General features: G+C 40.5%; 18 protein-coding genes. 8 read left to right on the forward strand and 10 right to left on the reverse strand.

Annotated elements, in window-relative coordinates; genetic code table 11:
* Positions 1-7 precede the first annotated feature (7 nt).
* Positions 8-139 carry a hypothetical protein gene (locus tag WCX87_RS00535; RefSeq protein WP_345980094.1) on the forward strand — a complete coding sequence of 44 codons (132 nt, stop codon included), beginning with the start codon at positions 8-10 and terminating at the stop codon, positions 137-139.
* 311 nt (positions 140-450) lie between these two features.
* Positions 451-4050 (forward strand): DEAD/DEAH box helicase family protein, encoded by a 3600-nt coding sequence (locus WCX87_RS00540; RefSeq protein ID WP_345980095.1) that lies wholly within the window; start codon positions 451-453, stop codon positions 4048-4050.
* Positions 4051-4134: 84 nt separating this feature from the next.
* Here the strand turns inward: WCX87_RS00540 and WCX87_RS00545 are convergent, their stop codons facing one another.
* Both WCX87_RS00545 and metH read right to left on the reverse strand, forming a co-directional pair.
* Positions 4135-4437 (reverse strand): hypothetical protein, encoded by a 303-nt coding sequence (locus tag WCX87_RS00545; RefSeq protein ID WP_345980096.1) that lies wholly within the window; start codon positions 4435-4437, stop codon positions 4135-4137.
* Between the two features lie 28 nt (positions 4438-4465).
* The gene (gene metH / locus WCX87_RS00550; protein WP_345980097.1) at positions 4466-7954 is read right to left on the reverse strand and encodes a methionine synthase; all 3489 of its coding nucleotides are present in this window, start codon (positions 7952-7954) and stop codon (positions 4466-4468) included.
* 106 nt (positions 7955-8060) lie between these two features.
* Here metH and WCX87_RS00555 point away from each other — a divergent pair, with 106 nt between their 5' ends.
* Positions 8061-8693 (forward strand): tRNA-uridine aminocarboxypropyltransferase, encoded by a 633-nt coding sequence (locus WCX87_RS00555; protein ID WP_345980098.1) that lies wholly within the window; start codon positions 8061-8063, stop codon positions 8691-8693.
* Here WCX87_RS00555 and WCX87_RS00560 read toward each other — a convergent pair.
* Together WCX87_RS00560 and WCX87_RS00565 are read right to left on the reverse strand one after the other, a co-directional pair.
* Positions 8690-10396: a diguanylate cyclase gene (locus tag WCX87_RS00560; RefSeq protein WP_345980099.1), complete on the reverse strand. Its 1707-nt coding sequence runs from the start codon at positions 10394-10396 to the stop codon at positions 8690-8692. The two genes, WCX87_RS00555 and WCX87_RS00560, sit on opposite strands and share 4 nt — an antisense overlap.
* 138 nt (positions 10397-10534) lie before the next feature.
* A complete protein-coding gene (locus WCX87_RS00565) occupies positions 10535-11704 on the reverse strand; it encodes an FAD-dependent oxidoreductase (protein WP_345980100.1) in 1170 nt (389 codons plus the stop codon).
* Positions 11705-11814: 110 nt separating this feature from the next.
* On the opposite strand from WCX87_RS00565, the gene WCX87_RS00570 reads away from it, so the two are divergent.
* Positions 11815-12687, forward strand: a complete 873-nt coding sequence (locus WCX87_RS00570) for a 2-dehydropantoate 2-reductase (protein ID WP_345981117.1) — start codon at positions 11815-11817, stop codon at positions 12685-12687.
* Here the strand turns inward: WCX87_RS00570 and WCX87_RS00575 are convergent, their stop codons facing one another.
* The gene (locus WCX87_RS00575) at positions 12688-13308 is read right to left on the reverse strand and encodes an OmpA family protein (RefSeq protein WP_345980101.1); all 621 of its coding nucleotides are present in this window, start codon (positions 13306-13308) and stop codon (positions 12688-12690) included. It lies immediately after the preceding gene.
* A 114-nt stretch (positions 13309-13422) separates the two neighbouring features.
* On the opposite strand from WCX87_RS00575, the gene msrA reads away from it, so the two are divergent.
* Both msrA and WCX87_RS00585 read left to right on the forward strand, forming a co-directional pair.
* The gene (gene msrA, locus WCX87_RS00580) at positions 13423-13950 is read left to right on the forward strand and encodes a peptide-methionine (S)-S-oxide reductase MsrA (RefSeq protein WP_345980102.1); all 528 of its coding nucleotides are present in this window, start codon (positions 13423-13425) and stop codon (positions 13948-13950) included.
* Positions 13951-14028: 78 nt separating this feature from the next.
* Positions 14029-14982, forward strand: coding sequence for an NAD(P)-binding domain-containing protein (locus tag WCX87_RS00585; protein WP_345980103.1), 954 nt, complete (start codon positions 14029-14031; stop codon positions 14980-14982).
* A gap of 13 nt (positions 14983-14995) precedes the next feature.
* On the opposite strand, the gene WCX87_RS00590 is transcribed toward WCX87_RS00585, so the two are convergent.
* The 5 genes from WCX87_RS00590 to topA are packed head-to-tail and all read right to left on the reverse strand — an operon-like array spanning position 14996 to position 20212.
* Positions 14996-15367: an AMMECR1 domain-containing protein gene (locus WCX87_RS00590; RefSeq protein WP_345980104.1), complete on the reverse strand. Its 372-nt coding sequence runs from the start codon at positions 15365-15367 to the stop codon at positions 14996-14998.
* A 40-nt stretch (positions 15368-15407) separates the two neighbouring features.
* Positions 15408-16565, reverse strand: a complete 1158-nt coding sequence (locus WCX87_RS00595; protein ID WP_345980105.1) for a cation:proton antiporter — start codon at positions 16563-16565, stop codon at positions 15408-15410.
* A 58-nt stretch (positions 16566-16623) separates the two neighbouring features.
* Positions 16624-17472 (reverse strand): biotin synthase, encoded by an 849-nt coding sequence (locus WCX87_RS00600; RefSeq protein WP_345980106.1) that lies wholly within the window; start codon positions 17470-17472, stop codon positions 16624-16626.
* Entirely contained in the window at positions 17469-17987 is a 519-nt protein-coding gene (locus tag WCX87_RS00605) for a YfcE family phosphodiesterase (protein ID WP_345980107.1), read from the reverse strand. The genes WCX87_RS00600 and WCX87_RS00605 overlap by 4 nt, the downstream gene beginning before the upstream one ends.
* Positions 17987-20212 carry a type I DNA topoisomerase gene (gene topA, locus WCX87_RS00610; protein WP_345980108.1) on the reverse strand — a complete coding sequence of 742 codons (2226 nt, stop codon included), beginning with the start codon at positions 20210-20212 and terminating at the stop codon, positions 17987-17989. Before topA ends, WCX87_RS00605 begins: the two co-directional genes overlap by 1 nt.
* A 180-nt stretch (positions 20213-20392) precedes the next feature.
* On the opposite strand from topA, the gene WCX87_RS00615 reads away from it, so the two are divergent.
* Both WCX87_RS00615 and WCX87_RS00620 read left to right on the forward strand, forming a co-directional pair.
* On the forward strand, positions 20393-21865 hold the full coding sequence (locus tag WCX87_RS00615; RefSeq protein WP_345980109.1) for a flagellin B: 1473 nt from the start codon (positions 20393-20395) through the stop codon (positions 21863-21865).
* 232 nt (positions 21866-22097) lie between these two features.
* Positions 22098-23570, forward strand: a complete 1473-nt coding sequence (locus WCX87_RS00620; RefSeq protein ID WP_345980110.1) for a flagellin B — start codon at positions 22098-22100, stop codon at positions 23568-23570.
* Positions 23571-23593: the final 23 nt, after the last annotated feature.

Raw genomic sequence — 23593 nt, forward strand, 5'->3', positions numbered from 1 at the left:
AAAAAGTATGCAAAAAAGCTCGTGTCACGGTTGGATTTCTTCACGCCTTTCTTCGGTCGTTACAGCTAAAAATCAAAAACTCGGGCAAGCCCTCAAACAGTTTGATTTTCCTACGCTTCCACTCGGTCAAAAAAGCTAAAATCCAAAGTGACACCAAGAGAACGCCGACCAAATTTCCCCGTTAGTTGCAACATCTGCAGAGCCAAGTGATAGTAAAGAAATGACGTAAAGAAAATGCAACTGTTTGAGTGAAACGAGTTTTGCATTTTTAGGAATGGATTTACTATCTCTTGGGAACTTGACAAAGTCAAGCTCGAAGCCGTTGCAAGAGCTTTTTGGTACTTTTTTGCGGAGAAAAAAGTACAGAGAGAAACGCTTTACATGTAAGCATGTTTTGTCATTTTTGAATAAATGACTATAATGTTTATTAAATAAAAGGTAATTAAGCTGATGAAAAGAATAATTAAAAAAATTAGTGAATACAAAAGCTGGCAAGAATTAAAATTAAAGCTTATAGATACTCTTGGAAAAAAAGAAAAAGGTGATGTCTTTGAGTTAATAACCAAATACTTCTTACTAATTGATCCTGTATATCAGACAAAACTTAAAAATGTATGGCTATTAAATGAAGTTCCAAGTGATGTAAAAATATATTTACACTTACCAGATAATGATGAGGGCATAGATTTAGTTGCACAAACCAAAGAAAATGAGTATTGGGCTATACAATGTAAATATAGAACCGATGAAGAAAGTTCTATTAAAAGAGCTGACATTACTACATTCATAGATATAGCAAATACAATATGTAAAAATATTTCGCATAAATTAGTCTGTACTACTTCTAGTAAACAAAGTGATAAATTTGATAAACTTTATGATGATACTATTTCCTTTCTCTTAGCAGATACATGGAGTACTTTAAATGAAGAGTTTTTTGAGAAACTCAATGCTTATTTAGATAATCAAAAAATTATTTTTAAACCTTGGGTTCCGCTACCTCATCAGCAAAGAGCTATTGAAAATGCCTATAAGCATTATATTGAGGAAAATAACAATCGTGGCAAGCTCATTATGGCGTGTGGCAGTGGTAAAAGTTTAACTGCTTATTGGATAGCACAGAAACTTAGTGCGAGAAATATGCTTATTGCTGTACCAAGTTTAGCGCTCATAAAGCAAACATTGGAAGTGTGGACAAGAGAGAGTACAGCTAACAATATTGATATTAACTGGTTGGCAGTTTGTAGTGATGACACGGTATCTCAAGATGACACCTTCATGGCAACTACAAAAGACTTAGGTATAAAGGTTTCAACCAATATAGAGTATATATCAAAGTGGCTAAGTAATACAACACATTATAATACAACAATCATTTTTACAACATATCAAAGTTCTGAAGTTATTGCTAAAGCATCAAAAAGGGTAGATTTTGTCTTTGATTTTGGAATCATGGATGAAGCTCATAAAACAGCAGGATTAAAAGGTTCACTTTTTAGCCATTTACTTTTTGATGAAAATATTTTTATTCGTAAAAGACTTTTTATGACTGCTACAGAGAGATATTATAAAAGTAGTAGTGATGAAATAGCTAGTATGGATGATATTGATATTTACGGTGAGGATTTTGAAGTATTGTCATTTAAAGAAGCTCTTGAAAGTGATCCTCCAATTTTATGTGATTATAAGATCATTTCAATGATGGTAACTAAGCGAGAGATTGAAAAACTCATTGAAAAAAATACCTATGTGAAACCCAAAAATGAAAATTACACGAAAGAAGTTGAAGCAGAAATGTTGGCTTCTACAGTTGCCTTACACAAAGCTATCAAAAAATATAATATTAAGCATACCATTTCTTTTCATAGCAGTATCGAAAGAGCAAAGTTTTTTCAATTACAAGAAACTGCATTTAGAAAAAGTTTTAGTGAATACACTCACTTAGATACTTTCCATGTAAGTGGTGATACTCCAACGGCGAAAAGAAAAAAAGTTATTAATGAATTTGCAAACTCAGAAAACTCACTGATAACTAATGCACGATGTCTTACCGAAGGTGTGGATGTGCCAAATATAGATTGTATTTTATTTGCTGACCCTAAAAATAGCACGGTTGACATCGTTCAAGCCGTTGGAAGAGCATTGCGATTATCCAAGGATAAAGAATTTGGATATGTTGTAGTTCCCGTTTTGATAGATGATGAATATATTAGTATTGAAGATATCAAAAACAAAAATTTTCAGTCCATTCTCACAATACTTAGAGCTTTGGCTTCTAGCGATGATAGGATAATTGATTATTTTGAAACAATTGAGAATAAAGATAGATCAAATAAGAGTAGATTGGTTAACTTTGATATTCCACTTGGATTAGGTATTGATATTAATGAATTTAACGAAGCAATCAAGCTTTCAATAATTCCTAAAATTAAAAATCTTAAATGGAGATTTTTTGAGGAAGCTAGAGAATTTGTGAGAAACTTGGGACTAAAAAACAACGAAGAATGGAAACGTTATTGTCAAAATAAATTGATAAAAAAAGATTTAAAACCTAGTGATATTCCATCAAGTCCAAATTCAGTATATAAATTGCATGGATGGAATGGCATGAAGGACTGGTTAGGTACAACATATGATTTAAAGTATTTGCTTTTTGAGGAAGCGAGAGAATTCGCAAGAAGTTTGGGATTTAAATCTAAAAAAGAATGGGACCAATATAAGCATTCTGAAATGGAAATTTCAAATATTCCATCAAATCCACATATTGTTTATTATAATAGTGGTTGGAAAGGCTGGCAAGATTGGCTTGGCTATTCGAGATTGGATAGATATCTTTCTTACGAAGAAGCATCACAATATGTACAAAGTATAGGTGTAAATTCTCGGGATAAGTGGAGAAGATTTTCAAAAGAAAAAAGACCAAGTAATATTCCTGCTCTACCTAATGAAATTTATAAACATAATGGTTGGATTGACTGGCAACATTTTTTTGGAACAGATAAATATTCATATAAAGAAGCCAAAAAATTTGTCCATACATTAAATCTAACTACTTCGAAAGAATGGATCGATTATTGTCAAGGACAATATACAGACTTGCCTAAAAGACCTATCAAAATACCTTTAACGCCAACTGTTGCTTATGTTAAAGAATGGGGTGGCTGGGAAGATTGGTTAGGAAATGCAAAGTATTTGCCATTTGAGGAAGCTAGAGAATTTGTAAGAAAGTTAGGACTTAAAGGCCAAGTGGAATGGAAGGATTATTTTGCTGGTCGACTTTCTCATTTACCATCAAAACCAAATAATATCCCAACTGATCCAGGAAGAGTATATAGTGATAAATGGCAAGGTTTTGGAGACTGGGTTGGTACTGGTAGAAAACGACGGGCTAATAATACAAATGGCAATGACGTTTGGTTACCTTATGAAGAAGCAAAAAAATTTGTTCATACATTACAATTAATAAGTTCAACGCAATGGCAACAATATATTAAGGAGAAACTTAATGACTTACCAAGCAAGCCAGATAAGATTCCAAAACAACCTTGGTTTGTGTATAAAGATAGTGGTTGGAAAAATTGGAATGACTGGCTTGGAGAAAGTTCTAATAATAAAATAAGAACAAAAGTGCAAAATGCGCTTCCATTCGAAGAGGCAAGAGCATTTGTAAGAAGTTTAAAACTTAAAAATACCTATGAATGGAAAGCCTATAAAAAAGGTGAATTGGAAGGTTACAAATCAATTCCTGATAATATTCCAAAAACTCCATATAGTTATTATAAAGATTATGGCTGGATTGGAATGAATGATTGGCTTGGCATATCTTCTATAAATAGAACAAGAATTCAAACATCAAAAAAAGTTTTGGCTTATGAAGATGCAAAAAAAATTGTGCATACGTTTGGTTTGAAAAACACTTATGAATGGCAAGATTATTGCAAAGGAAAATTAAAACATTTGCCTCCAAAGCCAAATAACATACCTGCTACACCATGGAATGTATATAAGAATAAAGGCTATATCAGTTTGTCAGATTGGTTAGGGAGCTAAAAAATACACATATAGACGCGTTATCTGTTATTTTGTTTCAGTACATCTATAACCACTTCTTGTGAAATAACAGCAAATAATCTGTTACTTCACGAACTCCGCACCCTGCTGAGTCAACACCAAAGTGACTCCATCAGCCTGAACTTCAAAAAGCCCTTCGCGGACAAGCTCTTTCATAGCATCTTCAAAATCACCGTCTTGCTTCGGTCCAATTTTGGTCAAAACATTTCTGATGACATCCTGCTTTGTCATTACCTGACCTGCAGTATTGTTCTTTTTAAACCAGCTTTTAAACATCGCTTTGATCTCCTCTTTAGCAGAGACTTCCGGCTCTATCTTTTTAGGGACTCTTCCTTTGTTGGCATGGTAGATTTTTTTCTTTGGCATTGGTGATCTCAAGGGTTACCTTTCTATTTTATACATTGTAGTAGCTAGCGTTTGGATGGTAAACCACTAGTGCCGATGTCGATTGTTCAGGATGTATCTGGAATGTCTCACTAAGTTCGATTCCAAACTCCTCAGGCTTTAAAAGGTTAAACAGCGGACGGTTGAGCTCCAAGTCAGGACATGCTGCGTAACCAAACGAGTAACGCGCTCCCTGATACTTGTTCATCTGAACGTCGTTTATGGTACTGCCCTCATTTTCTGCGATGTTCAGGTCAAGTCTTATCTGCTTATGTACCATCTCTGCCAGTGCTTCGGCAAGCTCGACGCCCAGACCGTGGAACTGGTAGTACTCCGTGTATTTTCCCTCTTCGTAGAGTTTGCGTTCCACTTCGCTGAGTTTACTTCCCGCACTTACACATGTAAGAGCGATGACATCGTGTCTGTCATGATGGAAGAAGTCGCTCAGCGCACGGTGCGGCTTGCGTCTTTGTCTCGGGAAGTCAAACTCCTCTACGGCTCTTGGATATGCTTCGTTAAACGGCTCGGTGTTGATGTCGTTCTTACCTGTATATCCTTCACTTTCATCGAAGATAACAAGACGGTTGTCATCGCTTCTGCACGGCCAGTAACCGTAGATGATCGTCGGCTCAAAAAGCTTCTCATCCAAAAACTGCGCTTTGAGTCTTTCGTATGCAGGCCAGATTACTTCGTCAAGCTGCTTTTGGTACGCCTCTTTGCTCATCCCTTTAGAGCTGTAGCCCCAGCGTGATTTGAAAAGTATCTTATGGTTAACCCATTCAAACGCTGCTTCTACCTGTGCAGGCGTAAGCTTCATCTCGCGTCTTCCCCAAAATGGAGGAGTAGGGACATCTACTTCGCGAGAAGGCATCTTTATCTCATGAAATGGAGGGATGATGATCTCCGCGTCCTCTACCTGCTCGATAACAGGCGCATCTGGGTGAAGATTGGTGTCAGGATTACCCGCTTCGATGCGGCTCATCGCCGTTACACCGTCAAAAGCGTCTTTACAGTAGAAGATTGGTCCGTCATAAAACGGACGGCAGAAATCATCGATGAACGCACGAGTAAGAGCTGCACCGCCGAGGAGTATCGGTACTTTTATTCCCGCACTTTTGAGTGCTTCAAGATTCTCTTTCATCACCTGTGTCGATTTTACAAGGAGTCCGCTCATACCGATGGCATCTGCGTTGCTCGTCTTTAACGTCTCCAAAAAGCTGTCAAGTTCTACTTTGATACCTAGATTGATGACTTTAAACCCGTTATTTGAGAGGATGATGTCGACAAGGTTTTTACCTACGTCATGCACATCTCCCTTAACCGTTCCAAGTACCAAGGTCGTGTCGGTCTTTTTGTCGATCTTCGGCAGATGCGGCTGAAGATAGTCGACCGTCGTCTTCATCGTTTCGGCACTTTGCAGTACGAACGGAAGCTGCATCTGTCCCGAGCCGAAAAGCTCTCCGACCACTTTCATTGCATTTATAAGGATCTCATTTACGATGCGCTCCGGAGCGATGGTCTTACGAGCCTCTTCCACAAGAGGGATCATCCTCTCTTTGTCGCCGTCCATCAGAAGTTTTGCTATCTTCTCTTCATCTGTTAAGAGTTTATACGCCTCATCTTCGGCTTCGTTATCAACTGCCTCTTTACCGCTGAAATGGTCGATGAACGTGAACAGTGCCTCGCCGTTTGGTTTGCGGTTGAAGATAAGGTCGTCACAGATCGTCTGCTCCTCTTGGCTTATCTTGTTTATCGGGATGATATGTTTTACGTTGATGATGACCGATGTCAGTCCCGCTTCTATACAGTGGTGCAGAAACATCGAGTTCAGGTATGGTCTTGCGTCTTTATCAAGTCCGAACGAGATGTTCGAAAGACCTAAAATAGCCCCGACCTCTGGGTGGCGCGTTCTTAGCTCGCGAATAGCCTCGATGGTGTTGATACCCGCGTCGAAATACTCCTCGTCACCGCTTCCAAGCGTAAACGTAAGAAGGTCGAACACCAAGTCTTCAGGGTTGATGCCGTGCTTTTTAGTAGCGAGTTCGTAGATACGCTCGGCTATAGCCACTTTGCGCTCTACTGTTTTTGCCATCCCTTCTTCATCGATCGTCAGACAGACAAGTGATGCACCGAACTTTTTAGCCAATGAACACACCGCATCGAACTTCTCTATCCCGTCTTCAAGGTTGACAGAGTTGATGATGGGCTTTCCGCCGATAAGCTTAAGTGCTTCTTCTAACGCTGCCGTCTGAGTAGAATCGGGCATCAAAGGAAGTGAGAGTTTTTGAGCGTAAAGACTCATAACGTGTCTCATATCTTTTGTCTCGTCGCGTCCTGCAAACCCTACAGATACGTCAAGCACGTGTGCGCCTGCGCGTACCTGTTGCTGACCCACAGAGAGCGTGCCCTCGTAGTTCTCATCCAGTAGAAGTTCACGAAACGCTTTTGAACCTGTCGCATTACTTCTCTCACCCACTAGAAGCGGAGCAGGGTTCTGCATCAAAGGTGTCGTGTTGAAAAGTGAGGCAAGTGAAGTCGGCTGGCTTCCGCTAGGTGCTTTTGGAGTCTTTGATGTCACACGGTTTGTAAGCGCGCGGATATGCTGAGGAGTAGTCCCGCAGCATCCGCCTAGAAAACTCACGCCGTCAAACTCTAAGAACTCCTCCTGCTTGTCTGCAAACTCATCAGGCCCCATCGGGTAGAATGTATAGCCTCCGCGGTTTTGCGGAAGTCCTGCATTTGCGTGGATAGAGATAGGTTTGCCCCATACCTCGCTAAGTGTCTTGACATGCTTTTTGACTTGATCCGGTCCTGTCCCACAGTTGAATCCGAGGCTGATGATGTCAAACGGTTCGAGTATTGCTGCGATGGTAGTCGCATCCGTTCCGATAAGCATCGTCCCCGCAAGCTCGATGGTCACTGAGACCATAACGGGCACTTCGACTCCGCGCTCTACGCTTGCCGCATCACATGCGTGAAGTGCTGCTTTTATCTGAAGCGGGTCTTGACAGGTCTCGAGTAAAAATATATCCACACCGCCGTCGATGAGTCCGAGTGCACACTCTTTATACCCTTCAAACATCTCATCATAGTGGATATGTCCAAGAGATGGAAGTTTTGTCCCCGGACCGATAGAACCGAGTACATAGCGCGGTTGTTCAGGTGTCGAGAACTTGTCGCACATCTTTTTAACGACTGCCGCTCCCGCACGTGAGAGTTCATAAGCGCGGTGACCGATGCCGTACTCGTCAAGTACCCATGAAAAAGAGCCGAACGTATTTGTAGTTATGAGGTCTGCACCCGCAGTAAGATATGCGCTGAAGATATCTTCCATGACGTCGACTGCCGTTACGTTAAGGAGTTCGTTACACCCCTCTAAGCCTTCCCAAGCCTCTTTAGGTATCTGTTCATCACGTTGTTGCAGCTGCGTACCCATAGCACCGTCGATGATAAGCGGACGCTTTTTTATAGTCTCTAATATTTGCTGTTTTACTGACATTATCTATCTTTAATATTTTATTGATATTATTCTATCAAAATGGAGCATAAAAAGTGATGAAGCTCTTGCTACATGTAAAGATATTTAAGATTTGGGATAGTTACTGTTGATTGATGAGATAAGAGAGCAGTGTTACAAGTGTTACAGACCAAGATCAAGCTGTATGTGTTTACATGTAAGAGCGGTCGAGACAAAGACGAAGTTTGTGATATTGATGCATCCAAAAGAGTACAGAAAGATCAAAAACGGTACGGGGCATCTGACCCATCTCTCGCTTCCGAACTCCGAGCTGTATGTAGGCATAGACTTTAGCTCTCACAACAGAATAAACGAGATACTCGGTGATGAAAAGAACATCTGCTATCTTCTTTATCCCGGCAAAGACGCCATCGAGATAAACTCGCATAAGATATCACGTGAAGGCAGAGATGTCGTGATCTTTGTGATCGATTCTACGTGGGCATGTTCAAAGAAGATGCTTCGTCTGAGTGAAAATATCTCCTCTCTTCAGAGCATCAGTTTCACACACACGAAGAAGTCCGAATTCGCCATAAAAGAGCAGCCCGAGGACTACTGTCTTTCGACCATAGAATCTGTTTTATGCGTGATGGAGATACTGGATAAAAACGGGGAAGAAGAGATAACAAAAGAGTCGTTCGAAGGGTTTTTAAACCCTTTTAAAAAGATGATAGATTTTCAGATAGAGTATATGCAGGAGTGTAAAAATCCGAGGTTTTAGCCGAGGATTACTATATTACGCCCGCTTTTTTTAGCTGTATATAAAGCATCGTCCACTCTTTTTAAAAGTGATTTTATCGATTCACCGCTTTGGTACTGTACGACACCGAAACTCATAGTGATCGGCAGTACTTTTTTATGCTCTTCGATCTCTAAACGCAGCTTTTGTGAGATTATCTCCGCTTCTTCAAGAGCCGTGTTCGTGAGGATGATCATAAACTCTTCACCGCCCGTTCTGCAGAAAACATCGGTTTTTCTTAATATATCGGAAACAAATCTGGTATATTCTATAAGAACCATATCTCCTGTTTCATGCCCGTACTCGTCGTTTACGCGTTTAAAAAAGTCGATATCAAGCATGACAAGCGAGAACGGAGTCTTATAACGATCCGTTCTGGCCACTTCCTCTTCGATCTTTTGATCAAAATAGTGACGGTTGTATATTCCTGTGAGCGAGTCTTTGATACTAAGTTCGATCAGATCTTTTTGGTACTGTTCCTCTTTTGATATATCTGAAAAGATGATGCTGTAGTGTTTCGGATTTTGAGAGATCTGCGCTGCGGTCACTGCAAAATAATAGACGTGATCCAGATATCTTATTTTTGCTTTATGTCTTATACCCTTATTTAGGATGATATAGTCTATCCAGTACAGCTCGCCCATCTGTTTTTGCAGACAACCGTTTTCAGGCACAAACAGGTCACATATACATTGATAGTATTTTAAGAAATCATCAAGTGAGTGATATGTGTAAAAATATGCGAAAAATGCCTTATTCGCATCTATTATCTGTTCGCTGTCGTTCACGATGACAATATTGCTGGAAGTATCCAAAATGGATTTATAATATCTTTTTTGGTTTCTATTTTTGATTAACATTATAGTGCTGACGATAAAGAGGGCGATCAGAGCAAGCAGTATAAAGATGACGATCCCTTTAAACGTAAAAAAATCGAGATGCTCTTCATTGATATCTGATATTTTTTTAAACATCAGAAAGTATCCAATATCTTCGGATTTGATGTTTTTTATTCCGCAAGAGGCGATGACATAGCCGTTTTCGACTTTATATGATCTATGAAAATAGTTTTCGACATTATGTTTCTCTAAATAATCAAGAAGCTCTTTGGATGCATCTATATTGGCGACATAGTAGTTTTTGATAAAAAGTTTTGTGAAGGGATATTTTAATTGTTCGCTATAGTCTTTAGCAACGACGACGACAGATTCGATATTTGAAGATTCCAGATTTTTTACGATCGAGTTAAAGTGGGTGATGACCTCTAAGACACCGACGAACTTCTCCCCGTTAAATACCGGGACCATACTTTTTATGGAAAGGTCGAACATCCCGATGCTGATAGAATATGTCGTTTTTTTAGTAGAGAATACATATCTTAAGTCGTCTCTGATATCTATGAGTCTGTCGCCTTTGATATCTGTCCAGCTTCTATAGATAGATATCCCGTCTTTGTCGATCAGGTTGATCCATACATTTTTATAAAGTGTTTCTTTTTCAAAGTTTGTTATCAGCTCTTTGTAGTAGTCAGGGGCTATATCTCTGTGCTCTAAAGTAGAGACCAGACGTTTATCGTTTGCAAGACTCAAAGCGATCGCCATAGTCGATTTCTGCTTCTGCAGGATCATCAAAGAGACTTTTTTCTGCATCGACTCCGCTTCGATCTTGTAGGTGTTATTTCTCATATCGGTAACATTGGATCTTATATAACCGGCATATATAAAAATAGCTGTAATAATGGTAATAATCAGAAAAAGTATCAATAGATATAATTTATAACTCTTTAAAATGTGAAACCCTTTATCAAATTTTTTAATAGTATACTACATTCCAGGGATACGCGGTATAGACCCAAGCTTAGATAATCTACAGTATTTGCCCCATCCCTTTTTTAACCAGTGCCCGACTATCGGAAGAGGGATCATTCTGGCTTTTTTGTCATCTCTGTAGACAAATGCAGCCCCGTCTCCGCTGTCCATGACACAAAGTATATTGAGATGTTCCTGATATCCTTTTTTATTTGTCCTGTTTTTTTCTTTTTCATTGATGTTATGTGCTACATTTCGTGCCATTACCTCGGCTAGATGCCCCTGCTTTGCTCTCCAGTCAGGTCCTTCAATTGCTGCGACGTCACCTACGGCGTAGATATTTTCAAATCCTTCGACTTCACAAAAGTCGTTTATCTTTATAAATCCGGCAGGATTTTTAGGCAGGTCTGAACTTTTTACGACCTCATGCCCGTCGCCGGCCGGGATGAACATAGTAAAATCACTTTGCAGTTTGCTGTCGTCTTCAAAGATCACTCCGTCTTCTTCGAAAGCTTTTATCTTTTTACCGAAATGTTTTTGTACCATGGTGCGTTCAAGAAAAATATCCATCATCTTGAGTGCTTTTTCACCCATTCTGGCACCGGGTTTCGGCATCGGTGCAAAAAAATTAAGTTCAAACTTATCTCGTAACCCTCTTTTTTTAAGCATGTTGTGGACATTGAAAAGAAGCTCGAACCCAGGACCGCCGCGAACAGCTGAGGTGTCGTTTGGATTGCCGCCGAAACCGAAAGCTATCTTGCCGCTACCTTTTGCTATGAGTTCATCGAGTTTCTCTTTGATAAGAAGAGACTGCTGTGGTGCTCCGCAGATCGAGAGCGAGTTCTCTATCCCTTTTGCTTTCATCTTCGATGCGCCCATAGCGATAACCAGATAATCAAAATCATTCAGTATATCGCCGCTTTTTAAGGTAATGCGACGGCTAGCGGCTTCTATCGTCTCGACTCCGTCTACAATGAGATCGAAACCATGTGCTTTTTGCAGCTCTTTAAGGTCTACGCAGATATCTTGAAATCTTGTCTCTCCGGTAGGTACCCAGATGGATGTCGGATAGATATAAAAAAAGTCACGGTCACTGACTAAAGTGACATCGTATTTATCTTTTCTTAGGAAGATCGCTGCTTCAAGACCGGCAAACCCACCGCCTAAAATTAGAACTTTTTTCATACCCATCCTTGTGTTATAATTTCATCTAATACAAAATATTATGGTTATTGGCGTTAAGATTAGCTTAAAAACAAGCTAGTTTTGTCAATATGGAGGAGATTGTGTTGAGAGTGCTTATTTATGGACTTGGCGGGGTGGGCGGATATCTCGCGGCTTACCTGAGTCAGACAAAAAATGAGGTCGTCGGTGTGGCACGCGGTAACCATCTTCAAGCCATAAAAGAGAATGGTCTGCGAGTAGTGGAGGATGATAAAACCTTTACGGCAGAGTTTGAAGCAGTCGATGAAAAAGAGCTAAGCGGAGTGTTTGACGTAGTCATATTCTGTGTAAAAAGTTATGACCTGGAGGATGCTGCTCTTACATGTAGGCCTTTTTTGAAAAAAGAGAGTATTGCTCTTTGTCTTGCAAACGGCGTTGAACACGGCGATACGCTTCGCAGACTCTTACATGTAAAGGTCTTGGACGGTTGTATCTATATTCTTTCGCATATTCAAAATCCCGGCGAGATCAGAAAGATGGGGAATGTGTTCGCTCTTGTTTTCGCAGGAGAGGGCAGTGAGCTTCTGGCGGATATGTGTGATGAGGCGGGGCTCAGATACAAAGTACCGGAAAACATCAATGAGGCTATCTGGAAAAAGTATATCTTCATCTCTACTTTTGCGATGCTCACAAGCTACTATGATGAACCGATAAGATCGATCTATGAAAATCATCATGATAAAGCTTTAAGTGTATTAAAAGAGGTGGCATTAATCGCAAAAGCAAAAGATATAGATATACAAGAGGAGATAGCAAAGTCACTGCACACGGCTTCAAAACTGCCGCAAACTGCTTCGACTTCGATGCATAAAGACATCAAAGCAGGGAGAAAAGACGAGCTTGAGACGCTATGCGGTTATCTGGTAAGAGAAGCGGATGCCTTACATGTAAGCATACCTGATATACAGAGATACTATGATGAACTTTTAAAAGTCCATCACTGATTATTTTACTAACTCTATCTCGATACGGCGGTTTTGCGCACGCCCCTCTTCTGTATCGTTATCGGCTACAGGGTTTTTCTCGCCCTTACCGATCGCTGTCAGTCTGGCTCTTGAGATCCCGTATCTTGTAAGAGCTTCTTTTACGGCATCTGCTCTTTTTTGAGAAAGGTCAAGATTTTTTTCTGCATCACCCGATGCATCGGTATAGCCTAAGATGATAACATCATAGCCGTCATTTTCCTGTAAAAACTGTGCAAAATCCTTTACATCATCGATGACGGCATCCGTGACATCATAGCGGTTCGTATCAAACGTGACGTGCAGGACTTTAGTAGTGGGACAACCGTCCATATCGACGGTAAAGCCGTCAGGAGTATCTGCACATTTGTCTTTTGAATCGACGACACCGTCATTATCGCTGTCAAGCTCTTTCTCTACGGTTTTTTCTTCAGTCTTATCCCCTTGCTCAGCTTTTTGCTCAGCTTGCACCTGTGTATTCTCTTGAATTACAGGTTTCTTAACAGCAGCCTTTTCTACGGAAACAGGTTTGATATAGGGAAATACTTCACTTGCAACAGCGAAAGATGAAAGGGCGAACAGTGACAATAAAATAGCTCTCATAAACACTCACTTTTTGATTTTTTAAATTATAACGAAATTTTAAATTTTAATCTGCCGACTTAAAAAGTCTCATACTATTATTGTGTAAAATCACGTAAATTGAAAGGATTTTTTATGGCTGTAAAAAAACTTGTGCTCGGCGGCGGATGCTTTTGGTGTGTCGAAGCAGTGTATAGCAATGTAAAAGGTGTTTTAAAAGCGATAAGCGGATATGCAGGAGGGGCGAGAAAAAATCCCTCATATGAACAGGTATGCAGCGGTGCTACCGGACATGCGGAGGTCGTAGAGATAAGCTATGACGATGAGCTCATAACGATGGAGGAACTGCTCGATATCTTTTGGGAGATCCATGACCCGACTACGTTAAACGCTCAAGGGGCAGATGTAGGGACGCAGTACCGTTCGGTCATCTACTACGAGAGTGACGAAGAGAAGGCGAAGATACTGGGCTCTATAGAAAAGGCCTCTTCAAAGTTCAGAGATAAGATAGTCACGGAGGTAAGCCCTTTGCCGACTTTTTATCCGGCAGAGGCATACCACCAAAACTACTTTGCATTAAATCCAAATCAGGGATATTGCCGAGTCGTCATCGCTCCTAAAGTCCAAAAATTTGTGACACATTTTCCCGATAAGCTGGCATAAATATTACTTATAGAGATTGTAAGCTTTCTATTATTTTATTCTGTGCTAGAATAGTAAAAAATCTATTTAGGAGCGGGCATGGATAAAGTTTACGATATGGTTATAGTTGGAGCGGGGCCTGCGGGTATCGCTGCAGCGGTAGAGAGCTATATGCTCGGGATTAGAAATATCTTGATGTTGGAAAAAGATGAAAACCATAATGCCACGATCCGAAAATACTATAAAGACAACAAACGTGTAGACAAAGACTGGAAGGGTCAAAAAGTAGAGCTTGACGGAAATATCTATTTCCTTGACGGCACGAAAGAGACTACTCTGGACTTTTTTGACGAGGTGATAAAATCACATGGAGTCGAACTCAAAACGCATACGGAAGTCAGTAAGATAGAAAAAACAGACGGGATATTCGATGTCTATATCGCAGGCGGGAGCGTTAAAGCAAAATATGTCGTAGTCACCATTGGTAGAATGGGTAAACCGAACAAACCTGACTATAAGATCCCCGCAGGCATCAAAAAAAGAGTCGGTTATACGCTTGACGACTGTGTCGGTGATGAAAAGATACTTGTAGTCGGCGGCGGGGACAGTGCTATCGAGTATGCTGTCGACCTGAGTGAGAAAAACGATGTCGCTATCTGCTACAGACGCGAGACTTTCAGACGCGCAAATCCTACAAACCAAAGAGATATCGCAAATGCCATAGCCCATAAAGAGGTGCGTCCTATTTTAGGTGTGAATATCTCAGGGCTTGAAGATGAAGAGGGCAGAGTAAAAGTCTTGTTCGACGAGATAGAACTGGAAGTGTATGACAGAGTGATCTATGCCATAGGCGGTACGACTCCGAGTGCATTTTTGGCAAGTTCCGGCATAGGCGAACAAGACGGCAAGCCTGTTCATGACGATAACTATGAGACGGCGATAGAGGGACTTTTTGTCGCAGGAGATATTACCCAAGAATCAGGCGGTTCTATCGCTCTTGGGTTAAACCACGGCTACAAGATAGCATGTCATATAAACAATAACTGTATTTAAATCTGTTTAGCTGCTACTGATCTTTTACGATAGGTCCGTCAGAGGAGGTCTCGATATCGTAGCCTCCCTCATCATTAGGGATCAAAAGTGAGAGTTCTATGGAGCAGTGAAGATAGTCCGCCGTAGTTATCGGCGGGTTGTTCTTATCTTGAAATGCTGCGACTTTCGCGTTATATATGATATCGTCAATAAGAGCTCTTGAGGCTTCAGATGATTTCGCTTCACCGCAGATTTTGTCATCCAATATGATAGATACCGCACATCCTATTTTCTGCTCTAGAGCAGGGTACTCTTTTAAAAGAGCATCTCTGTCGATTTTTCTCGTTGCTTCAATGACCTCTTCAATGGAATCGCGTACAAGTTGTAGAAGCGGTGATCTTGCCATTTTGCGACTCCTTTTATGCGGTTTTTTAAATTATAGCAAATTATGCGATTATTTTCTCTTTTTGATAGCTGTTTATGATCTTGATCACAAGCATAACGAGCAGGACTTGAAAAAGTGATGCCAAGATAAACGCATAGTAGTGAAACTGGTCGATACTGTCTGCATTGTATGCAAGTGTCGCCATAGCGATAAGAAGTGTCAGCGGCATCGACTGGCTGAGTCCCATCAAGATCGAATCTCTAAGACCATACTCTTTTATAAAGACGAGTGAACTAAGCAGACGCATAATGATCATGACAAACGTAATGATCAGTGCTTTTACGATAAGCCCGTCTATTAACAGTGCATTGAGATTAAATGTACTCCCGATATGGATAAAAAAGATTGGGATTAAAAATCCAAATCCGAAACTTGCCAGTTTTTCCGGCAGTTCATACTTATGTTCAAAGAACGTAGGGATGAAGATACCTGCTAAGAATGCACCGAACGCTAACTCAAGGTCAAGATAGAGCATAACCGCTACAAGGGTAAAAAATATTCCCATCGAGAGTCTTATATCCTGTTCTTTGTTGTCGTTATGCGGCATAAGTGCGACGGAGACCTCAGGAAACCACCAAAACAGAAGCTGCAGAGAACGAAACAGTAAAAGCATAAAAAGTAAGAACAGGATCAGTGCGAAGAGTGCTTTAAAAAGTCCGATCCCGCTTCCATATTCCAGTGCAGCCGAGACAAGAGTAAGCAGGGCGATACTGACGACTTCGCCGATCCCTCCGGCAGTCATCGAGAGCGTCAGCCAGTCTGTTTTTCCATACTCTTTTGAAAGTGTGGCGACCAGTCCGACGGAGATAAGCGGCAGAAGCACCATAAATATCTTTCCAAGAGAAAAATAGAGTGAAAACGCGATGGAAAATGCATAAAGTAAAAGAAGATAAAGCAAGATCATCTTGACCAGTTTTGGAGGTGTCTTTAACACTTTTTTGAGATCGATCTCCGTCCCGGCGATAAACATCAGATACAAAAATCCGAACTCCGCGACTATATCGAAGATGTTTTGGTGATGCAAAAAGCCGACATACCCCAAGACGGAACCAAAGACGATCTCAAGCGGAGTGGTAGGAAGTTTTAATATTTTTGCAAAAAATGGAGAAAATATTACTATTAAAGAGATAGTAAATATAAGTTTTACATCATCTATCAAAACTTTTTTCCTTTTTATCTATTTTACACGTCTAATGAGAAAAGCGCATTAGATTACGTTAAGCATTAGGCGATGTAGCGATATCAAGACCTAAAGATTTTAACATCTCCAGGTCTTGGTTCTTTTCTCTGCCTAAAGTAGTGAGATAGTTACCGATAACGATAGAGTTCGCTCCGGCTTCAAATATCTCGTTTTGTCTCTCGCCAAACATCGTCTCTCTGCCGCCTGCGACCATGATACGATCGGCATCGCTTAACATCTCACGTGTGAGTCTGATAAGCTCTAACGCTTCATCCACACTGATATCGCTCGGTTTTATAGGAAGCGCTTCATTATGGATATAGAAGTTGATCGGCACAGATGTCGGATTCAGCTCTTGCAGAGATTTTAGCATACTTATCCTGTCATCTTGTGTTTCGCCAAGACCAAAGATACCGCCTGAAATAAGTACGAGGCCCGCTTTATTGACATTTTTGCAGGTCTCAAACCTTTCATCCCAAGGATGGGTCGAGCATATTTGTGGGTAAAACTCACGTGATGTCTCTAGGTTGTGGTTATAAGCTTTTATGCCGGCTTCTTTTAACTCTAAAAGCTGCTCTAAAGAGGCCGTACCGTTACATGCGATGAGTCTTAGTTCAGGTACTTCGCGGCTGACTTCGCGTGCGACTTCACACACAAATTTTAAGGTCTTGTCGTCAAGCCCTTTATGTGCCGTTACCAGACAAAAACCAAGTGCACCGCTCTCTTTCGCTTCTTTCGCTTCTTGCACTATCTTGTCTATAGGTTTTTGTATGTAACGCTCTATGTCAGCTTTATATTTTACACTTTGAGAGCAAAACTTACAGTCTTCGTTACATGTACCGCTGTTTATGTTGCTTATCGCACATAAAAAAATCTTTTTGCTCATATAGTCCTCTCAAAAAAGAAATGTGATTCGATGAAATCACTATGTTTAGGGTCTTTGTTATAGTATGTCACACTGTATTTATTGTCGGTTATATCGAGCATCGCGCACTCCACAAGAGGCTTGTTCCTTGCACATGCTTCGCCGGGATTTAAAAACAGTGTGTTATTTTTAAAGTCACATTCAAAAATATGCGTATGTCCAAACAGTACGATGTCAGCATCGGGACTCATATAAAATGGCAGATGCATCAGTTTGAACCTTGTGTTCGCAAGTTTGAAATAGTAAGGCTCTTGTACAAGATTGTATTTGTTATGATAATGAACAAGATGTGCATCGTTATTTCCGTAAACAGCGACATATTTGACGCCGCTGTTCTTTAGTTGCTCCAAGACTTCGACTTCGACAATATCTCCTGCATGTATTAAAAACTCCGCACCGTTTTTTAAAAGGTGGTCTACGACCTCTTTTGAAAGCGCAGATTTTTTATGCGTGTCGGAGAATATACCAATCTTCATTACTCTTTCTCTTCACTCTCTCTAGGAGTACGGTTTTTACATTTTATACACTCGTAAACATCTTTATTTCTATATACTCTTGCTGCGAGTACGCCGTTACAGCCGTCCTCTTTACATCTAAGAGCCGTCGGTTCGAATTTAGAGATGAATTTACACTCCGGATAGTTCTCACATCCCCAGAATGCACCTCTTCTTGATTGGCGGAAGAGAAGTTTTCCACCGCAGTCAGGACAAGGGATCTCAGATTCTTTTGTCGTAGACTCTAACGCTTTAGTGTTTTTACATTTAGGGTAAGCGCTACATGCTAAGAACTTACCGTTACGGCCGCTTTTTACGATCATATCGCTGCCGCACTTCTCACATTTTTCATCACTGGTCTCAGCTGGAGCTTTCTCTTCGTTTTCTTCACCCTCTACCTGTTCGGTATATTTACACTTAGGGAATCCGCTACACGCGATAAAGTTTCCGTAGCGCCCTGAACGAAGGAGAAGTTCGCTTCCGCATTTTGGACAGTTTTTACCCGTAGGCTGTGCCAGTTTTGTGCTGACGATGTTCTTTTTACCCTCTTCGATCTCTTCCATAAATGGGAAATAGAAATCTTTTAGAGTCTTTTGCCAGTCTTTGTGACCTTCGGCTATCTCATCCAAGTCCTCTTCCATATTTGCCGTAAAAGAAGCATCGACGATCTCTTTAAAGTGTTTTTCTAAGAGTTCAGTCACGGTAAAAGCCATCTCAGTCGGTACCAGCTGTTTTTTCTCTACGTTTATATAGGTTCTAACAGTCAATGTCGAGATAGTAGGTGCATACGTAGACGGACGGCCTATCCCCTCAGCTTCAAGTTTCTTAATAATAGAAGCTTCACTGTAACGCGCGGGCGGTTCAGTAAAATGCTGAGTCGGTACGATAGATTTGATGTCTATCGGTTCATTCTCTTTTAAAGTAGGAAGAAGCTTGTCTTTGTCATCGCTTCCTAAGACTTTATAGAAACCGTCAAATATCAGTTTTCTTCCCGTCGCTTTGTATTCAGAGTTTTTACCGCTGAACGTGATGCTTTGCTGCTCAAAAATAGCATCGTTCATCTGACAAGCCATAAATCTTTCATATATAAGCTTATAGAGTTTGATCTCATCTGCTTTCAGATATTTTGCCGCTACTTCAGGAGTGAATTGAAGCATAGTAGGACGGATCGCCTCGTGCGCTTCTTGTGCACCCTTTGATTTTTTCGCATAGACTTTAGGAGATGCAGGGATATATTTATCTCCATATCTCTTAGAGATCTCTTCTCTTACCGCATCAACTGCTTCTTTTGCCATATTCAATGAATCGGTACGCATATATGTGATAACACCTGAAGTTCCTTCGGGAGTCTTGACACCCTCATAAAGAGACTGTGCGATCATCATCGTCTTTTTCGGAGAGAATCCAAGCTTGCTTGACGCTGTCTGCTGCAGAGTCGATGTCATAAACGGCGGAGGAGTCGAGCTTTTACGTTGTTTCGTCTCGATAGAAGAGACGATAAAGGAGTCTTTTTGTATCTCAGCGACTATCTTTTTCGCTTCATCTGCATTTTTAATAGAGAGCTTTTCTATCTTGTCACCGTAAAAAGATGTCAGATTTGCTTCGATCTCAGGTTTAAAGATAGTGTCTATGCTCCAGTATTCTTGAGGGACAAACGCTTTGATCTCGCGTTCGCGGTCGACGATGATCTTCAGAGTCGATGACTGGACACGTCCTGCTGAGAGCCCTTTTTGTATCTTAGAGCTAAGTAGCGGAGAGAGTTTGTAACCGACTATTCTGTCAAGCAGACGACGTGTCTGCTGTGCATTTACGCGGTTCATATCTATACTGCGTGCAGTCTCTAGTGCATGCATGATAGCAGTTTTAGTGATCTCGTGAAACACTATCCTAGGCAGAGTCTCAGGATCTTTTTTGATCGCATAGGCGATATGCCAGCCTATCGCTTCTCCCTCGCGGTCCTCATCGGTCGCGATATAGATGGTATCTGCTTTCTTTGCCAGTTCCTGTATCTCTTTAACGACACCGCTGTTCTCTTTTGCAACGCTGTAAGTGGGAGTAAGCTCATTGTTGTCATCCACTGTTATTCCAAAGCGTGATTTAGGAAGGTCACGAATATGCCCTTTTGAAGCTATGACTTCATACCCTTTTCCTAAAAAGTTTTTGATTGTTCGTGCTTTTGCCGGTGATTCGACGATAATTAAGTCCAAAATATTTTCCTATATATAGTAGTATGCTACTTTTCGATTTTGAAAGTGTATCAAAAAAAAATAAAATAATTTGAAAAAATAATTTAAAGCTTTTTTTTTAGGTGTCGATATAGTTTATATCAGCAAGGACGCTGAGAAAATTTTGAAGAGCTAAAAGCTCTCGCCCTAAAAGGATTTACAATGGGTTTTAGAATAAATACAAATATTGCTGCTATGAACGCTCATACAAATGCAATGATGAACAACCGTGCGATGGATAGTTCACTATCTAAACTAAGTTCAGGTCTTCGTATCAATACTGCGGCAGATGATGCTTCTGGTATGAGTATTGCGGATTCACTACGTTCACAAGCTTCTTCTTTAGGTCAAGCTATATCAAATGCAAATGACGGTATCTCTATCGTTCAAATTGCCGATAAAGCGATGGATGAGCAGATCAAAATTCTTGATACTATTAAAACAAAAGCTACTCAAGCTGCTCAAGACGGTCAAAGTACTGACTCTAGAAAAGCGCTACAAGCGGATATCACTCGTCTTATGGAAGAGCTTGATAACATCGCTGGTACTACTTCATTCAACGGTCAACAACTTCTTTCTGGTCAATTTACAAATAGAGAGTTCCAGATCGGTGCTTACTCTAACCAATCTGTAAAAACAAGTATCGGTGCTACAAGTTCTGATAAAATCGGGAACACTCGTTTTGAGACAGGTACTGTTATCTCGACTGCAGCTAACGTAACACTTACATTCTCAGCGGTAAACGGTACAAGTGATGTAACACTTGAATCAGTTGTTATCTCTACAGGTGTCGGTACTGGTATCGGTGCTTTAGCTGAAGTTATCAATAAATCTTCTGATAAAACTGGTATCCGTGCATCATGGCAAGTATCTGAGACAGGTAATGCGGCAATCGCTTCAGGAACTATCTCAGGATTAACGATCAATGGTGTAACTATCGGTCTTGTAACTGTTCAAGCAAATGATAAAGACGGTGCTCTTGTTGCAGCTATCAACGCTGTTAAAGATTCTACTGGTATCGTTGCTTCTGTTGATAGTAGAGGTTATTTAAACCTTACATCTACAGACGGTAGAGGTATGAAAGTATCTGGTACTGGTTTAGATACTGTTGCAAACCTTGATACAGCAGCGGTTCAAAACTACGGACGTTTAAGTTTAACTCGTCTTGACGGTAAAGATATCCGTGGTATCTCTGCTGCAGGTGTTGGTTATTCAGCTACTGCTGAAGCTACAGTTAACCTTAGAGAGACTAAAGGTGTTATCAGTGCAGATATCGCAAGTGCTATGGGATTCAATGCAAACTCAAATGCAGAGAACATCACAAAAGATAAATCTGCTGGTGTTACGACATTAAAAGGTGCTATGGCGGTAATGAACATTGCTGAAACTGCACAAAAAATGCTTGACCGTGTTCGTTCAGACCTTGGTTCTGTACAAAACCAACTTGTTTCTACTGTAAACAACATCTCAGTTACACAAGTTAACGTTAAAGCTGCGGAATCTCAAATCCGTGATGTCGATTTCGCTTCAGAGAGTGCAAACTTCTCTAAAATGAACATCTTGGCACAATCTGGTTCATATGCTATGAGTCAAGCTAATGCTGTTCAACAAAACGTTCTAAGACTATTACAATAGTCTTAGGTTGTTTCCTCGAAAATGTACTTAGACTACTTCAGTAGTCTAATACCTTTTTAAAAACTTTAGCCGGGAGCCTTTTGACTCTCGGCTTTTCTTCATTTTTTTCTTCTTTCTTATTTTTATACTTATATTCAAATCTTAATATTCAATAAAATTGGAACACATTTTGCTTTTTACTCCTTAACAAGATTTTACACGGATGTAAAACTACATTCTTAAAGGATAAAAGATGGGTTTCAGAATAAATACAAACATCGCGGCTATGAGTGCACACACCAATGCAATGATGAACAATCGTTCAATGGACAGTTCACTTAGTAAACTAAGTTCAGGTCTTCGTATCAATACTGCGGCAGATGATGCTTCTGGTATGAGTATCGCGGATTCACTACGTTCACAAGCTTCTTCGTTAGGTCAAGCTATCGCTAATGCAAACGACGGTATCTCGATTATTCAAGTTGCCGATAAAGCGATGGATGAGCAGATAAAAATTCTTGATACTATTAAAACAAAAGCTACTCAAGCTGCTCAAGATGGTCAAAGTTCAGATTCACGTAAAGCGCTGCAAGCGGATATCAGCCGTCTTATGGAAGAGCTTGATAACATTGCCGGTACTACTTCATTCAACGGTCAGCAACTACTTTCCGGTCAGTTTACAAACAAAGAGTTCCAGATCGGTGCTTACTCTAACCAGTCTGTAAAAGCAAGTATCGGTGCTACAAGTTCTGATAAGATCGGGAACACTCGTTTTGAGACAGGTGCTGTCATTACTGCTGGGACTACGGTAAGTCTTACATTTTCGGCAGTAAACGGTACAAGTGATATCACATTAGAGTCAGTCGTTATCTCTACTGGTGTCGGTACCGGTATCGGTGCTTTATCTGAAATAATCAATAAATCTTCTGATAAAACAGGTATTCGTGCTTCTTGGCAGGTATCTGAAACAGGTTCAACTGGAATTCTTTCAGGAACAATCTCAGGATTGACACTAAACGGTGTGACAATCGGACTCGTCGATGTTAAAGCAAACGATAAAGACGGTGCTCTTGTTGCAGCTATCAACGCTGTTAAAGATTCTACGGGTATCGTTGCTTCTGTTGACAGCAGAGGTCGTCTGACATTAACGTCAACTGACGGTAGAGGTATCAAGATCTCCGGTACAAACTTAGACTCAGTCGGTGGACTTGCTGCAGCTGCAGTTGAGAACTATGGACGTTTAAGTTTAACTCGTCTTGACGGTAAAGATATCCGCGGTATCTCTGCTGTAGGTGTTGGTTATTCAGCTACTGCTGAAGCTACTGTAAACCTTAGAGGGACAAAAGGTGTTATCAGTCCGAATATCGCAAGTGCGATGGGATTCAATGCAAACTCAAATGCAGAAAATCTTACAGCAGATAAAACAGCAGGTGTTACGACACTAAAAGGTGCTATGGCTGTTATGAGTATTGCTGAAACTGCACAAAAAATGCTTGACCGTGTTCGTTCAGACCTTGGTTCTGTACAAAACCAACTTGTTTCTACTGTAAACAATATCTCGGTAACTCAAGTTAACGTAAAAGCTGCGGAATCTCAGATCCGTGATGTAGACTTCGCTGCAGAGAGTGCAAACTTCTCTAAACTGAACATCTTGGCACAATCTGGTTCATTTGCTATGAGTCAGGCTAATGCTGTTCAACAAAATGTATTGAAATTATTACAATAATTTCAATCATTTCTTTAGAAAAT

The organism is Sulfurimonas sp. HSL3-2 (assembly GCF_039645965.1).
In the GTDB taxonomy this organism is placed as follows: domain Bacteria; phylum Campylobacterota; class Campylobacteria; order Campylobacterales; family Sulfurimonadaceae; genus Hydrocurvibacter; species Hydrocurvibacter mobilis.

Coding starts and splice junctions, on each gene's coding strand:
- WCX87_RS00540 (WP_345980095.1), top strand. CDS start 451: ATGAAAAGAATAATTAAAAAAATTAGTGAATACAAAAGCTGGCAAGAA.
- WCX87_RS00535 (WP_345980094.1), top strand. CDS start 8: ATGCAAAAAAGCTCGTGTCACGGTTGGATTTCTTCACGCCTTTCTTCG.
- WCX87_RS00620 (WP_345980110.1), top strand. CDS start 22,098: ATGGGTTTCAGAATAAATACAAACATCGCGGCTATGAGTGCACACACC.
- WCX87_RS00585 (WP_345980103.1), top strand. CDS start 14,029: ATGGATAAAGTTTACGATATGGTTATAGTTGGAGCGGGGCCTGCGGGT.
- WCX87_RS00600 (WP_345980106.1), bottom strand. CDS start 17,472: ATGAGCAAAAAGATTTTTTTATGTGCGATAAGCAACATAAACAGCGGT.
- WCX87_RS00545 (WP_345980096.1), bottom strand. CDS start 4,437: ATGCCAAAGAAAAAAATCTACCATGCCAACAAAGGAAGAGTCCCTAAA.
- WCX87_RS00565 (WP_345980100.1), bottom strand. CDS start 11,704: ATGAAAAAAGTTCTAATTTTAGGCGGTGGGTTTGCCGGTCTTGAAGCA.
- WCX87_RS00590 (WP_345980104.1), bottom strand. CDS start 15,367: ATGGCAAGATCACCGCTTCTACAACTTGTACGCGATTCCATTGAAGAG.
- WCX87_RS00615 (WP_345980109.1), top strand. CDS start 20,393: ATGGGTTTTAGAATAAATACAAATATTGCTGCTATGAACGCTCATACA.
- metH (WP_345980097.1), bottom strand. CDS start 7,954: ATGTCAGTAAAACAGCAAATATTAGAGACTATAAAAAAGCGTCCGCTT.
- WCX87_RS00575 (WP_345980101.1), bottom strand. CDS start 13,308: ATGAGAGCTATTTTATTGTCACTGTTCGCCCTTTCATCTTTCGCTGTT.
- msrA (WP_345980102.1), top strand. CDS start 13,423: ATGGCTGTAAAAAAACTTGTGCTCGGCGGCGGATGCTTTTGGTGTGTC.
- WCX87_RS00560 (WP_345980099.1), bottom strand. CDS start 10,396: ATGAGAAATAACACCTACAAGATCGAAGCGGAGTCGATGCAGAAAAAA.
- WCX87_RS00605 (WP_345980107.1), bottom strand. CDS start 17,987: ATGAAGATTGGTATATTCTCCGACACGCATAAAAAATCTGCGCTTTCA.